Consider the following 13,104-nt stretch of genomic DNA (forward strand, 5'->3'; position numbering starts at 1 on the left):
AGTAATAAGATTCTACTCTCAATTATAGAATTCAGGAGTCATAATGTGGCCAAGCAGGCATACAAATGAATTAATGAGAAAGGTTCTGATGACAGGAGGAAAGGTTATGGAAGAAGTTATGGGTATGTTACCTAAAGCAATTGCCAATCAAATGAATCAACTGTCTCCCTTTCAATTAAATGATATGGAAGAAATTCGAATCAGAATTGGTCGCCCATTGGAGATCACCTGTGGGGGAAAACCAATCTTTTTATCTTATACGGTAAAAGCAGAAGATGCGATACAACTGCTGAATAAGATCAGTCATTTTTCTATCTATACATTAGAGGAAGAACTAAAAAGAGGATATGTTACGGTGGCAGGCGGCCATCGGGTGGGTCTTGCTGGGAAAGTTATTTTGGAGGCGGGCAGGGTGAAAGCAATTACAGATGTTTCATCTTTTAACTTCCGTATAGCAAAAGAGAAAATCGGGATTAGTCATAGTCTCCTCCCATTTCTATATGAAGGAGACTGGTTGCATACCATGATTATTGGTCCGCCACAGACAGGAAAGACAACGTTAATAAGAGATTTAGCGAGAGTGATTTCAACAGGTACAAAAACGATCCCAGCAGCCAAGGTAGGAATTGTTGATGAGCGATCTGAGATTGCTGGAAGTATAAATGGTGTTCCTCAGCTGACATTCGGACCGAGAGTAGATGTATTAGATTCTTGTCCAAAAGCTGAAGGGATGATGATGATGATTCGCTCTATGAGCCCTGATGTGTTAGTTGTAGATGAAATTGGTAGGGAAGAGGATGGCGAGGCTATTTTAGAAGCAGTTCATGCAGGGATCTCGCTTTTAACGACGACACATGGCCATTCGTACGCAGATATTGTTAAAAGACCCACATTAGCACCGATTATCAATAGTGGAATATTTCAAAGATTTATCGAATTAAGTCGATTAGAAGGGCCAGGCACGATACTTTCTGTGAAGGATCAACATGGTAGGGAAATTGTCAGAAAAGTGAGTGTGACATAAATGATAAAGTTAATCGGAGCCGTTTTTATTATCATTGCTACTACTTGGACGGGCTTTGAAGCCTCTAGGCACTTAACAGAAAGGCCTCGCCAGCTAAGACAATTAAAGTCAGCGTTACAATCACTTGAGGCTGAGATCATGTATGGTCATACCCCTCTACATGAAGCAGCTAGAAGATTAGCTTCACAGCTTTCCAAGCCTCTTTCTTGGTTTTTCGAATCCTTTTCGAAGAAACTAACCAACTCTGAAACTACGGTAAAAGATGCGTGGGAGGAAAGTCTTCAAGAGGTTTGGAAGCTCACAGCATTAAAACAAGGAGAATATGAGATTATGAAGCAATTTGGTGAGACGCTTGGGAGACATGATCGTTTCTCGCAACAAAAACAAATTCGTTTGGCGTTAACCCATCTAGAGCGTGAAGAAGCGGATGCGTATGACAAGCAATCGAGATATGAAAAAATGATGAAAAGCTTAGGATTTCTATCAGGATTACTTCTAGTTATTCTACTGATGTAAAAAATCGAATGTGGTCTTAGGAGGAAAAGCGAATGGGTTTAGAAGTGGATATTATTTTTAAAATAGCTGGAGTAGGTATTGTAGTTGCGTTTTTACACACAATTCTCGATCAAGTCGGAAAGAAAGAGTACGCTCAGTGGGTAACTTTATTTGGCTTTATTTATATATTGTTTATGGTTGCTTCTATTGTGGATGAATTATTTCAAAAAATCAAATCAGTGTTCCTATTCCAAGGGTAAAGGAGGGTTTGACGATTGAAATTTTACAAATAGTTGGGTTTGCACTTATTGCTACCTTTTTAGCTCTTGTAGTAAAGGAGCAAAAACCAAATTTCGCCTTTTTGCTAATCGTATTTGTTGGATGTTCCATCTTTCTCTATTTAATCGATCAAATCTACGCGATTATCCATATGCTTGAAAAAATAGCGATAAATGCAAATGTAAATATCATTTACGTAGAAACCATTCTGAAAATCATCGGAATTGCTTATATCGCGGAGTTTGCTTCTCAAATTACAAAGGATGCGGGACAAGCTGCAATTGCCTCGAAAATTGAGATGGCTGGGAAAATACTAATACTTGCCATGGCGATTCCCATTTTGACTGTACTGATAGAAACAATCATTGCATTAATCCCAAATTAGTTGAGCCACTGAACAGAATAAAAGAAGGTGAAAAAGTTGAAGCAACTGATCTTCAAAACAATCTCTCTCTTATTTCTCATCCTATTTGTGTCTGCCCCAATAAGTAATGCAGAGACAAACGACGAAACACAATCTTCTACACAGTCAGTCCTAAATCCTGAACAAATGATGGAGGAACAGCTTGAAGCTTTAGATATTGATGAAATGAAGGTGTTTTGGGAAAAGATTACGACAGAATACGGAGGGTTTCTCCCGGAAAGTCAAAAGGGAAGCCTATACGATTTTATTAAAGGGGACAAGCAATTTTCCTTAAAAGAGTGGACGAATGGAATAATTAAATTTATTTTTCACGAATTTGTTGTGAATGGAAAGCTTCTTGGCACCCTTATATTACTTACCGTGTTCTCGATGTTTTTGCAAACACTACAAAACTCATTTGAAAAGAGCACAGTTAGTAAAGTCGCGTATGCGATTGTATTTATGGTGTTAATTATTATCGCGCTAAATAGTTTCCATGTAGCCATCCAGTATACAAATGATACGATAACAACTATGATTTCCTTCATCTTAGCTCTTATACCGCTTCTTCTTGCATTAATCGCCTCGTCGGGGGGACTTGTATCTGCAGCCTTTTTCCATCCAGTGATTTTATTCCTCATGAATAGCAGTGGAATGTTCATACAATATGTTGTTTTACCACTTCTGTTTTTAGGAGCAGTCCTAAGCATTGTGAGTATTTTATCAGAGCATCACAAAGTTACTCAATTAGGCAACCTGTTAAGAAATTGGAGCATTGGATTACTCGGGATCTTCCTTACCGTTTTCCTTGGTGTTCTAAGTGTGCAAGGAGCTTCAGCAGCTGTGACAGATGGGATTACGATTCGAACAGCGAAATTCATTACCGGTAATTTCATCCCTGTTATTGGACGAATGTTTACAGATGCCACTGACACGGTGATTAGTGCTTCTCTTTTACTGAAAAACACCGTTGGAATTGCAGGGGTAGCTATATTACTACTAATTGTCGCTTTTCCAGCGATCAAGATATTAATGATTGCCTTTATTTATAAGTTTGCAGCAGCTGTTTTACAGCCTCTAGGAGGAGGACCAGTTATCGCTTGTTTAGAAATCATTAGTAAAAGTATTGTTTTCGTGTTTGCTGCTTTAGCTATCGTATCTATGATGTTTTTTTTAAGTTTAACCGTTGTCATAGCAGCAGGAAACCTTACGATGATGGTTCGTTAGGAGGGGTGAAATGGATTTTTTAAAAGATTGGATCACAAATATTATCCTTTTCGTCTTGCTGGCAACAGTGGTTGATATGCTGCTTCCGAATTCGAATATGCAAAAATATACCAGGATGGTTACTGGATTATTGCTAATAGCAATTATTCTTTCACCCGTTCTGAAAATATTATCTAGTGATTTCGAGGCGAGCCTCTCCTCCATCACGGAAGTAGACTCCATTTCAGAAAAAAATATAGAAAATTCAATAGAATTGAAGAAAAAAGAAATACAAGCCTCTTTTGATGCATATGCTTTAGAAGAAGTGGCTGTCCAATTAAAAAAGGACGTTGAAGAGGAGTTGATGGAACAGTACGGTTTAGAGATTGCTAGTATCGATTTATCAGTGGATGAAACGAGCAGCGCAACCTTCCCAGACAATCTTCAAGAGATATCTGTTACGTTACGAGAATCAACATCGGAGGATGTAGTAGAAGTCGTACAAATGGTTGATATTGATACGAACTCACCTCTTCCATCTAATTCGGAAAGTGAAAAAAACGAGAAACTGTCTTCACTTCTCTCTGAAAAATGGGATGTAAACAAAGACGCTGTTGAAATCTTCATAGAAGGGGGGAACAAATAAGTGGAAAATGATACAGAAAAAGATAAAGAACCTAACAATAATAAAGGGCCAATTACATTCCTAAAAAAACTATTTAGTAAAGATAGCCCTCCTGAGAAAAAGTCTAGTAAATATCAATACTTCTTAATCGTCTTATTAATTGGAGCCGCCATTATGTTAGCAAGCAATTTGCTAATAAATCCAAATCCAAGTCCTTCAGCTGTAGAAACGGGAGCAAATGCCGAGGAATCAAGCGAAGACGTCGAAACATTTGGACAGAAAAAAATTGATGGGAATGAAATCATTGCCGCCTATGAAGATCATTATGAGAATCAATTAAAAGAAACGCTTGAGGGAATTGTCGGCGTTGGAGAAGTCATTGTAGCAGTAAATGTCGACGCGACTGAGAAAAAGATACTTGAAAAAAATGTGGTTGTTCAGTCCCAAAAAACCGAAGAGGTTGACCGTGAGGGTGGGCAAAGAACAGTCGAAGACCAATCAAAGGATGAACAGTTAGTGATTATCCGAGATGGGGAAAAAGAGGTTCCTATTGTAATAGAAACGAAGAAGCCTGCCATTCGCGGCGTCATCGTAATTGCAAAGGGAGCTGATAATATACAAGTGAAAAAATGGATACTTGAATCCGTTACCAAACTATTAGATGTACCGGTTCATCGAGTGTCTGTTATGCCTAAAAAATAAAAGGGGGATTTATAGATGTTATTGAAAAAACAAACGGTTTGGTTATTAACAATGCTTAGCTTAGTTGTTGTATTATCGGTATATTACATTACTTCTCCAGAACAGCAAATGAACAATATGGCTACGGTAGAAAAAGAAGCAGAGGAAGATTCAACAGTAAGTGGAGAAAATAAATCAGAATCTGGGGAAACAGTCATTTCTAGTACTGCTAGCGATGAAATGTTTGAAGCGCTACGCTTAGAGCTAGATGAAGAGAGAAGTAAATTAAAAGAAGAGCTAGAAACGACAGTTGCTTCTACGGATCTACCAACTGAAGACATTAATGCCGCTCTTGATAAAATTAAAGAATTAAATGATGTGACCCAAAAAGAAGCGTATCTTGAAACGATGATTGTAGCGATGGACTATGAAGATGCTTTAGTAAGAGTAAGCGATGACGAAGTACGTGTCACTGTAAAAGCAAAAAGCCACTCTCCAGCAGCTGCAAATGAAATCTTAAAGCTAGTACGTTCTGAATTAGGCGGGTTGAAGCCAGTGGTACAATTCCAAGTTAGTAAATAATAAAAAAACGGAAAGCCCTAAGGTGCTTTCCGTTTTCTTATTCTACTAACCGATTTTTAACTGCATAAAGGGCTGCTTGAGTACGATCGGCTAAATCAAGCTTTGAGAGAAGGTTAGAAACATGGGTTTTGACTGTCTTTTCAGTAATATATAGGCTTGTTGCAATCTCTTTGTTGCTTTTACCTTTGGCAATTTCTTTTAATACATCCATTTCTCGTTTGGTTAACTCATAAATTGAATGACGAGATTGGTTTCGATCGGTTGATAACTTCGCTAATAAATGACTTGTGGCCTTGGGGTGTAGCTGGTTTGTTCCTAGCATCACATTTCTGATCGATTGAACAAGTTCGTCTGGTTGAATATCCTTTAATTGATATCCAGAAGCACCCGCCTCGAGTGCAGGAATTACATGGTCCTGCTCAGAAAAGCTTGTCAGAATAATGACTTTTATCGTAGGGTACAAGTTTTTTATAATTTTCGTAGCTTCGATGCCATCCATTTCCGGCATGGAAAGGTCCATTAATATAAGGTCGGGCTGATGTCTTTTCGTAAGCTCAATGGCTTCTATTCCGTTACCCGCTTCGGCCACAATTTCGATCTCTTTTTGCGTGCGTAGAAAAAAGACGAGTCCCCTACGAACGACGTGATGATCGTCGACAACAAGAATCTTCGTTGTCATTTTGCACCCCTCCTTAATGAGGTATTTTGATTTGAATAAGTGTCCCATTTCCGGGATTACTTTCTAATGAAAACTCTCCCTTAATTGCTTCAGTTCGAAATTGCATACTTTGTAAACCTAGAGACGGTGTTTGAACGCCCTTTTGATATTGAAAGCCAATGCCAAGATCTTTAATGGTGAGAATTGTTTCCTCTTTGTTTTTTTCCAAATCAATATAAACAATCGTTGTACCTGCGTGTTTTTTACAATTTGCAAGTGCTTCTTGCCCAATTCTCCACAGCGCTTCTTCGACGTGACTTGAAAAGTGAGGAACACCCTTCATGTTTATATGAACAGTTAGCCCTAGTAATTGGCCATATTTATGAAAGGCGCTCAGTAGCCCATCTTCTAACCCTTGGGGACGTAACTGCCAAATCAAAGATCTCATTTCACCAAGTGCATCTTGAGCGAGCTCTTGTATATAGGTGAAGGTACTTTTCATTTCCTCTGGTTTTGTCATCTCTATTCCTGCTCTTGCCGTGAGACTTAAAGAAAATAATAATTGATTCACCGAATCATGAAGATCTCGGGCAAGTCGATTTCTTTCGTCATTTAGAGCGGTTTTTTGCTCGTGTTCTACAAGCTTCATCCGCTTAATGGCCGTACCAATTTGAAAAGCAACGGCTTCAAGTAGGGCTAACTCATCATCCTTGAAAAAGGTTTTAAAGGGTGCGCCCACATTTAATAAACCAAATCGTTCCTTCCCAGCACGAAGCGGCACGGTAGCGTGATGAGTTAAGCCGTTATGGTCTCCTATTTTTGCTTCTATTGCTTCCTCAATTCTTTGGCATTCAATAATATTGGTTGCCTTTGTTAATTTCTGATGATGATAACGATTAACACACCAGCACGAACCTTTGCACATTCTCAGGTTTTGTTCATACGAAAGAGCAGGGGGGAGGGCTTCATGTGCGACAAGTTGATGGGAGCCTTTTTCATCAATAAAGAAGATCCAACCTGTTTGAAGTCCTGTTATGTCCAATAGCTTTTTTAGGACTTGAGATAGAACATGATACAATTCAGTCCCCTCGTTTAACATTTCAGCAATTTCTTTAAGTATCTTCATTTCTCTATACCTAGAACTCTCTCCCATCAGGACCACCCTCAAACAATAGAAATTTATTATTTTCATACTATCGCAAACTTATTTGTATAAATTCAATCGTCTTCAAACGAACATCTTCTAACCGTAAAAAAACAATATCCTCTTCCATAAATTTTACCTTTTCTTCTACCTGAAAATGAAGTGCCTTTCTATAAAAAGATATGGATCTCTCCATATCTTTTACTTCAATCCCATAATGATGGACTCGCAAGACGTCTACCTCCTAAAGGATGATATTTATATCTCCAAATTCATGCCATAAATATTGTTTATTTAGGGCTTCCTCATACGCAGGAAATAGTTTTTCTTTTGGTACAAAAGCTAAAAGCATATCCAAATGACTCGCTTTTGGTTCATGAAAGCCAGTAATGATTCCATCAACCAACTGTAACTTTGACTCTTCAGTAATATACAAATTTGTCCAACCAGTGAGACAGCTGGTCTTCGAGGCGGTTTCTAAGGCACGGACAACTGTCGTACCTACCGCAATGACCTTTGAACCGCGTTTCTTTGTATCTAGTACTTTATTCATTGTCTTCTCTGGAATGATATATTTTTCTCTATTTTCTTCAGGACTTGGCAGCAAATTGTCGTCCGAAAAATAACTGAGCCCTGTGTGCAATTGAAGAAAAGCAATCTGAATCCCTTTCTTTTGTAATCTAAATAGTAGTTCCCAGCTTATGGCTCTTCCGGCTGAAGGCATTTCCAACGATCCGGGTGTTGTCGCAAAAACGGTTTGATAATATTCAAGACTCCAAGGTTCATGAATATATTCATAACGGATAGGTTCTCCTATCATATAGATTTCTTCTAGTAGCTCTGTACCTCCTTTTGAAAATTGAATTCGAGAAAGGGGAGTAGGGCTTTTCTGTTTTAATACGGTTGCTGACAAAGTAGGGGAGAAGTGTAAAACTTCTCCAGCCGAAACCTTATCACTTAAAATTAAAGATTCCCATTCGAACTCATTTATTTTACGAGCTAGTTTCATCTCTATAATCGATGGTTCCTTCTGATTATTTTGATGAAACCTAGCTCTTAATAGTGCGGGGATTGTTCGGCTATTGTTAAGAACAAGGAGGTCACCTGCTTGAAGATAATGTTCAAGCTGACTGAATTCATCGTGGTATACTTGCCCACTTTGTTTATTAAGTACCATCATTTTCACTTGATCACGTCTAATCCCTCTTCGCTCAGGAGGGATTGACGCATTCAACTGTGTCGGAAGATGAAAATCAAAAGCTTGTGAAGTCATTTTCTTTCCTCCTTGTATACTTGGGCTTCAAACCGTTTCCCGGTAATATTTATTGAGTCTTCGGAAGCTAAATAAAGAAAAATATCAACCACATCGTTAGGGTCTGCTAGCGGATAATCACAATCAGGAACGGCAAGTACGTGCATTTCGGTATTCATTTCCCCAGGATCAACCATATTGATACGGATATTTGTGTCACGTAGTTCATCAGCCCAAGTTTCTGTTAATCCTTCAAGTGCAAACTTTGATACTCCATAGGCACCCCAACCGGCATAACCAGTTGAGCCGGCTTCAGAGGTAATATTAATGACTGATCCCTTATTTTGTAAAAGCATGTGAATCAGCACTCTTTTTGTTATCGAAAAAGGACCTAGAACATTTACGTGTAATGTGGTAGAAAAGTCATCCTCAGGATAATCTAGTAATAGAGGTATTGGACTCGGTCCTAGGGTTGAGGCATTATTGATTAACACATCGATTTGTCCATACCGTTCTACTGTTAAAGCTACAAATCTTTCTACGTCTCTTTGAAGAGAAATATCTGCCTTTATAGCAAACACCTCTGCTCCTAATTGTTCTGCTTCTTCCTTTACTTGAGATAAGGCTTCCGTATTTCTGGCACAAATAGACAACCGTTTCCTCTGTTTGGCAAATGCTAATGTTAAAGCCTTTCCTAATCCCTTTGATGCTCCAGTAATCATGACTACATCGTTACTATTCATTACAAATCTCCTCCTGTATAAATGGTTTCTTATAATTACAGAATAGAAAATATTTCAATCATTTCCCTCATGAAAAAGCTCTAAATTTTCTACAACTTTAGTCGTAGGAGAAAAAATGAATAGGAAAAATTTAAAAAAATCTTATATTTCAAAAATGAAAACGTGTTCTTTTGTCGAATATGTATATAGAGGAATAAAGGTTGAACTTCTATGAGGTCTTATCGTATGATATTAGTATCTAGTGCTAAAAAGTAAATTAGAGGTGAGTATGATGTTAAAGGTTCAAGAAATTAGAGAAATAATAAAACTTGTAGATCAATCAAGTCTAGATGAATTTGTTTATGAATACGAAGGTGCAAAAATTAAAATGAAAAAGAATGCGGCACTGGGAACAGTGACTGTAAAGGAACAAGTTACACCAGCGCCTGTAGTCGTTGCTGAAAGAACACCAGCACCAGTGGCTGCTGTAGAGGTAAAGCAAGAGGAGCAAATCGCACCTCAAGCGCAACCAGCACAAACACCTGCTGCTGATACTTCAAACTTACATAAAATCACTTCACCGATGGTTGGGACTTTCTACGAATCGCCTTCACCTGATGCTGATGCGTATGTTAAGGTTGGCTCAAAGGTTTCAAGCGATTCAGTGGTTTGTATCGTAGAAGCAATGAAGTTATTTAATGAAATTGAAGCTGAAGTTAACGGAGAAATTGTAGAAATACTTGTAAAAGACGGACAGTTAGTGGAGTATGGTCAACCGTTATTTTTAGTGAAGCCAGAGTAAGGAGCTGTCTGCTATGATAAAAAAGTTATTAATTGCGAATCGAGGAGAAATAGCCGTTCGTATTATACGAGCTTGTCGTGAGCTTGGGATTGAATCTGTTGCTGTATATTCTGAAGCGGACCGTGAATCTTTACATGTTCAGCTTGCAGACGAAGCATATTGCATTGGGCCTACTGCATCAAAGGACAGCTACTTAAATTTTACTAATATCATTAGTGTAGCTAAGCTCACAAGCTGTGACGCGATTCATCCTGGTTATGGTTTTTTAGCTGAAAATGCTGATTTTGCTGATCTTTGTAGAGATGTGAATATCACATTTGTTGGACCATCTCCGGAAGCCATCTCTAAGATGGGGACAAAGGACGTCGCACGTGAAACGATGAAACAAGCAGGCGTTCCCATTGTTCCAGGATCCCAAGGAATCATTAAAGACGATGAAGAAGCAATCGAATTGGCCAATAAAATTGGTTACCCTGTTATAATAAAAGCGACTGCTGGTGGGGGCGGAAAAGGGATACGTGTGGCCCGAACGGAGATTGAGCTAATCAAAGGGATTAACATTACTCAACAAGAAGCATTAACTGCTTTTGGTAACCCTGGTGTGTATATCGAAAAGTTTATTGAAGAGTTCCGACATGTTGAGATTCAAGTTCTTGCAGATAATCATGGTCATGCCATCCATTTAGGGGAAAGAGATTGCTCCATTCAAAGAAGACTTCAAAAGCTTCTTGAGGAAACGCCATCCCCAGCCTTAGACGGAGAAGTAAGACATGAGATGGGAACCGCAGCCGTTAAGGCAGCACTAGCGGTTGATTATTCCGGTGCAGGGACAGTAGAATTTATTTATGATTATCAAAATCGTAAGTTTTACTTTATGGAAATGAATACTCGTATCCAGGTAGAACATCCTGTCACAGAGATGGTAACTGGCGTTGACCTTATTAAGGAACAAATTAAAGTGGCATCTGGTGAAAAGCTTAGTTTAACCCAAGAAGAAGTTACTTTTAATGGGTGGGCGATTGAATGCAGAATTAACGCAGAAAATCCAATGAAGAAATTCATGCCTTCACCTGGTAAAATAGAAATGTATCTTCCTCCTGGAGGTTTAGGAGTTCGTGTGGATTCAGCTGCATATCCTGGTTATACGATTCCTCCATACTATGACAGCATGATTGCGAAGCTGATTACGTACGGAAGTACTAGAGAAGAAGCAATCGCACGCATGAAAAGGGCGTTAAGTGAATTTGTCATAGAAGGAATTCATACAACCATTCCATTCCACTTAAAACTCTTAAATCATGAAAAGTTTGTTGAAGGAGACTTTAACACGAAATTTCTTGAAATGTATGATTTAATGGAAACAGGAAAATAAAGTTGGAGGTGCTTTGTATGAGCGAAAATAACATCTTGGAAATGAACCCAGGAAACTCTGGTCTTGGGAAAGTAGAGATTGCACCTGAAGTGATTGAAGTAATTGCTGGTATTGCTGCTTCTGAAGTAGAAGGAGTTTCTCAAATGAGAGGAAACTTTGCATTAGGGGTCGTTGAGCGATTAGGTAAGAAAAATCATGGCAAGGGCGTTAAGGTGGAACTTGGGGAAGACGGAATTAAAGTTGATGTATATTGCTTAATGAAGTTTGGTGTTTCCATTCCAACTGTTGCTCAAAAGGTTCAAGATAATATTCGACAAGCGCTTTTGAATATGACTGCACTTGATGCTAAGGAAGTAAACGTGCATATCGTTGGCATTCAGTTTGAAAGTACGAAGCAAGAGGTTGAACAAGAACAAGAGCTGTAATTTATTCACTCTGAAGAGTCAAGGACAACAAAAAAGTCTTTGGCTCTTTTTTCTTTCGAGTATTTCATGTATGATGAGTTATTATGCTATGATCATATTGATGATTAGGGTATCTCAACCAATAAAGGAGTTTAGGATAGATGAAAAGAAGAACGGCAAGAGAAAAAGCATTACAAGCATTGTTTCAAATTGATATGAGTGAAGCAGATCCAAAGGAAGCGATTCTTCATGTATTAGAAGAAGAGCGTGGAGATGACTACCTCTCTAATCTAGTTAGTGGGGTTGTGGAACACAAAAATGAGATAGATGAAATGATTAAAGAACATTTAGAAAAATGGACAATTGAGCGAATTGCACCAGTAGATCGGAACCTGTTAAGACTGGCTGTTTACGAACTTGTATACATGAAAGAAGAAGTACCTGCAAACGTTGTTATCGATGAAGCGATTGAGATTGCGAAAGTTTTCGGAGACGAGCATGCTAGTCGATTTGTAAACGGAGTTCTCTCGAAAATAAAGCAACAAACAGAAAAGCAGTAATTCCGCTTTTGCTGATAAGGGGGAATGATTGTGACAGCTCAAACAATTGATGGGAAAGAAGTAAGTAGAAAAAAGAGAATAGAAATCCAGACAAACGTACAGAACCTCAAAAAAGAGGGAGTGGTACCGGGCTTAGCGGTTATTTTAGTCGGGAATGATGATGCATCACGTACATATGTGGCTAACAAGCAGAAAGCCTGTAAGGAGCTTGGAATCTACTCGGAGCTTATTACATTCGACTCAACTGTTACTCAAGACATATTGCTATCTAAAATTTATGAGCTTAATGAGAGTAAAGAAATACATGGGATATTGGTTCAGCTTCCACTTCCAGATCACTTGGATGAAGACGAAATCATTAATGCTATTTCACCGATGAAAGACGTTGATGGTTTTCATCCAATTAATGTGGGAAAGATGGTCATAGGACAAGATGCATTGATGCCATGCACGCCCTCCGGTGTGATAGTGATGCTCGAAGAAAAGGGTATTTCTCTATCTGGAAAGCATGTGGTGATTGTGGGACGAAGCAATATCGTCGGAAAGCCTCTGGGGCAAATGCTTTTAAACCGTGATGCTACGGTAACTTACTGCCATTCAAAGACTCGTGATTTAGCATCTTACACGAATCAAGCAGATATTTTAGTTGCCGCTGTAGGGAGAGCTAATTTTATAACTGCCGACTATGTAAAACAAGGGGCAGTAGTCATTGATGTTGGAATCAACAGAAACGAAGAAGGGAAGCTTTGTGGTGATGTTGCTTACCATCAAGTAAAAGACATGGCCTCCTACATTACCCCAGTACCAGGTGGAGTCGGTCCCATGACCATAACCATGCTCATGTATAACACAGCCAAAGCCGCACGAAAAGCTATTCAAGGATAGATTTTCACAA

General features: G+C 38.8%; 18 protein-coding genes. 13 read left to right on the top strand and 5 right to left on the bottom strand.

Features of this window, described 5'->3' with window-relative positions:
• Nucleotides 1–106: 106 nt before the first annotated feature.
• The 8 genes from spoIIIAA to ACGLXV_RS15375 are packed head-to-tail and all read left to right on the top strand — an operon-like array spanning nt 107 to nt 5,295.
• A complete protein-coding gene (gene spoIIIAA, locus ACGLXV_RS15340) occupies nt 107–1,024 on the top strand; it encodes a stage III sporulation protein AA (protein WP_391559351.1) in 918 nt (305 codons plus the stop codon).
• Complete coding sequence (spoIIIAB, locus tag ACGLXV_RS15345) at nt 1,025–1,540, top strand: stage III sporulation protein SpoIIIAB (protein WP_119709094.1); 516 nt, start codon at nt 1,025–1,027, stop codon at nt 1,538–1,540. It abuts the gene before it with no gap.
• 32 nt (nt 1,541–1,572) lie between these two features.
• Entirely contained in the window at nt 1,573–1,779 is a 207-nt protein-coding gene (gene spoIIIAC / locus ACGLXV_RS15350; RefSeq protein WP_077213937.1) for a stage III sporulation protein AC, read from the top strand.
• A gap of 8 nt (nt 1,780–1,787) precedes the next feature.
• A complete protein-coding gene (spoIIIAD, locus tag ACGLXV_RS15355; RefSeq protein ID WP_119709093.1) occupies nt 1,788–2,183 on the top strand; it encodes a stage III sporulation protein AD in 396 nt (131 codons plus the stop codon).
• Between the two features lie 36 nt (nt 2,184–2,219).
• Nucleotides 2,220–3,428, top strand: a complete 1,209-nt coding sequence (spoIIIAE, locus tag ACGLXV_RS15360) for a stage III sporulation protein AE (RefSeq protein ID WP_119709092.1) — start codon at nt 2,220–2,222, stop codon at nt 3,426–3,428.
• Nucleotides 3,429–3,438: 10 nt separating this feature from the next.
• Complete coding sequence (gene spoIIIAF, locus ACGLXV_RS15365; RefSeq protein WP_391559353.1) at nt 3,439–4,053, top strand: stage III sporulation protein AF; 615 nt, start codon at nt 3,439–3,441, stop codon at nt 4,051–4,053.
• A complete protein-coding gene (gene spoIIIAG, locus ACGLXV_RS15370) occupies nt 4,054–4,734 on the top strand; it encodes a stage III sporulation protein AG (RefSeq protein WP_391559355.1) in 681 nt (226 codons plus the stop codon).
• 15 nt (nt 4,735–4,749) lie between these two features.
• The gene (locus ACGLXV_RS15375; protein WP_119709089.1) at nt 4,750–5,295 is read left to right on the top strand and encodes a SpoIIIAH-like family protein; all 546 of its coding nucleotides are present in this window, start codon (nt 4,750–4,752) and stop codon (nt 5,293–5,295) included.
• A 37-nt stretch (nt 5,296–5,332) separates the two neighbouring features.
• Here the strand turns inward: ACGLXV_RS15375 and ACGLXV_RS15380 are convergent, their stop codons facing one another.
• From ACGLXV_RS15380 to ACGLXV_RS15400, 5 genes are read right to left on the bottom strand one after another with little or no spacing between them, the layout of a single operon-like run.
• Nucleotides 5,333–5,974 (bottom strand): response regulator, encoded by a 642-nt coding sequence (locus ACGLXV_RS15380; RefSeq protein WP_391559356.1) that lies wholly within the window; start codon nt 5,972–5,974, stop codon nt 5,333–5,335.
• Between the two features lie 13 nt (nt 5,975–5,987).
• The gene (locus ACGLXV_RS15385; RefSeq protein WP_391559358.1) at nt 5,988–7,106 is read right to left on the bottom strand and encodes a GAF domain-containing sensor histidine kinase; all 1,119 of its coding nucleotides are present in this window, start codon (nt 7,104–7,106) and stop codon (nt 5,988–5,990) included.
• Nucleotides 7,107–7,146: 40 nt separating this feature from the next.
• Nucleotides 7,147–7,329 carry a VOC family protein gene (locus ACGLXV_RS15390; RefSeq protein WP_391559359.1) on the bottom strand — a complete coding sequence of 61 codons (183 nt, stop codon included), beginning with the start codon at nt 7,327–7,329 and terminating at the stop codon, nt 7,147–7,149.
• 12 nt (nt 7,330–7,341) lie between these two features.
• On the bottom strand, nt 7,342–8,370 hold the full coding sequence (locus tag ACGLXV_RS15395; protein ID WP_391559360.1) for an S-adenosylmethionine:tRNA ribosyltransferase-isomerase: 1,029 nt from the start codon (nt 8,368–8,370) through the stop codon (nt 7,342–7,344).
• Complete coding sequence (locus tag ACGLXV_RS15400) at nt 8,367–9,092, bottom strand: SDR family oxidoreductase (RefSeq protein WP_391559361.1); 726 nt, start codon at nt 9,090–9,092, stop codon at nt 8,367–8,369. Before ACGLXV_RS15400 ends, ACGLXV_RS15395 begins: the two co-directional genes overlap by 4 nt.
• A gap of 271 nt (nt 9,093–9,363) precedes the next feature.
• Between ACGLXV_RS15400 and accB the strand changes: the two genes are divergently transcribed.
• The 5 genes from accB to folD all read left to right on the top strand — a co-directional run bounded on the left by accB (nt 9,364) and on the right by folD (nt 13,094).
• Complete coding sequence (gene accB, locus ACGLXV_RS15405) at nt 9,364–9,873, top strand: acetyl-CoA carboxylase biotin carboxyl carrier protein (protein WP_391559409.1); 510 nt, start codon at nt 9,364–9,366, stop codon at nt 9,871–9,873.
• Nucleotides 9,874–9,886: 13 nt separating this feature from the next.
• A complete protein-coding gene (accC, locus tag ACGLXV_RS15410; protein ID WP_119709083.1) occupies nt 9,887–11,245 on the top strand; it encodes an acetyl-CoA carboxylase biotin carboxylase subunit in 1,359 nt (452 codons plus the stop codon).
• A gap of 17 nt (nt 11,246–11,262) precedes the next feature.
• The gene (locus ACGLXV_RS15415; protein WP_119709082.1) at nt 11,263–11,670 is read left to right on the top strand and encodes an Asp23/Gls24 family envelope stress response protein; all 408 of its coding nucleotides are present in this window, start codon (nt 11,263–11,265) and stop codon (nt 11,668–11,670) included.
• A 140-nt stretch (nt 11,671–11,810) separates the two neighbouring features.
• Nucleotides 11,811–12,209 carry a transcription antitermination factor NusB gene (gene nusB, locus ACGLXV_RS15420; protein ID WP_119709081.1) on the top strand — a complete coding sequence of 133 codons (399 nt, stop codon included), beginning with the start codon at nt 11,811–11,813 and terminating at the stop codon, nt 12,207–12,209.
• Nucleotides 12,210–12,239: 30 nt separating this feature from the next.
• Entirely contained in the window at nt 12,240–13,094 is an 855-nt protein-coding gene (gene folD / locus ACGLXV_RS15425) for a bifunctional methylenetetrahydrofolate dehydrogenase/methenyltetrahydrofolate cyclohydrolase FolD (RefSeq protein WP_391559362.1), read from the top strand.
• Nucleotides 13,095–13,104: the final 10 nt, after the last annotated feature.

This window comes from Robertmurraya sp., assembly GCF_036676585.1.
Lineage (GTDB): Bacteria > Bacillota > Bacilli > Bacillales > Cytobacillaceae > Robertmurraya_A.

Bases quoted from the DNA above. Each gene is read 5' to 3' on its own strand.
- spoIIIAA (WP_391559351.1), top strand. From the start codon at position 107: ATGGAAGAAGTTATGGGTATGTTACCTAAAGCAATTGCCAATCAAATG.
- spoIIIAB (WP_119709094.1), top strand. From the start codon at position 1,025: ATGATAAAGTTAATCGGAGCCGTTTTTATTATCATTGCTACTACTTGG.
- spoIIIAC (WP_077213937.1), top strand. From the start codon at position 1,573: ATGGGTTTAGAAGTGGATATTATTTTTAAAATAGCTGGAGTAGGTATT.
- spoIIIAF (WP_391559353.1), top strand. From the start codon at position 3,439: ATGGATTTTTTAAAAGATTGGATCACAAATATTATCCTTTTCGTCTTG.
- ACGLXV_RS15375 (WP_119709089.1), top strand. From the start codon at position 4,750: ATGTTATTGAAAAAACAAACGGTTTGGTTATTAACAATGCTTAGCTTA.
- ACGLXV_RS15380 (WP_391559356.1), bottom strand. From the start codon at position 5,974: ATGACAACGAAGATTCTTGTTGTCGACGATCATCACGTCGTTCGTAGG.
- ACGLXV_RS15385 (WP_391559358.1), bottom strand. From the start codon at position 7,106: ATGGGAGAGAGTTCTAGGTATAGAGAAATGAAGATACTTAAAGAAATT.
- ACGLXV_RS15395 (WP_391559360.1), bottom strand. From the start codon at position 8,370: ATGACTTCACAAGCTTTTGATTTTCATCTTCCGACACAGTTGAATGCG.
- ACGLXV_RS15400 (WP_391559361.1), bottom strand. From the start codon at position 9,092: ATGAATAGTAACGATGTAGTCATGATTACTGGAGCATCAAAGGGATTA.
- accB (WP_391559409.1), top strand. From the start codon at position 9,364: ATGTTAAAGGTTCAAGAAATTAGAGAAATAATAAAACTTGTAGATCAA.
- accC (WP_119709083.1), top strand. From the start codon at position 9,887: ATGATAAAAAAGTTATTAATTGCGAATCGAGGAGAAATAGCCGTTCGT.
- ACGLXV_RS15415 (WP_119709082.1), top strand. From the start codon at position 11,263: ATGAGCGAAAATAACATCTTGGAAATGAACCCAGGAAACTCTGGTCTT.
- nusB (WP_119709081.1), top strand. From the start codon at position 11,811: ATGAAAAGAAGAACGGCAAGAGAAAAAGCATTACAAGCATTGTTTCAA.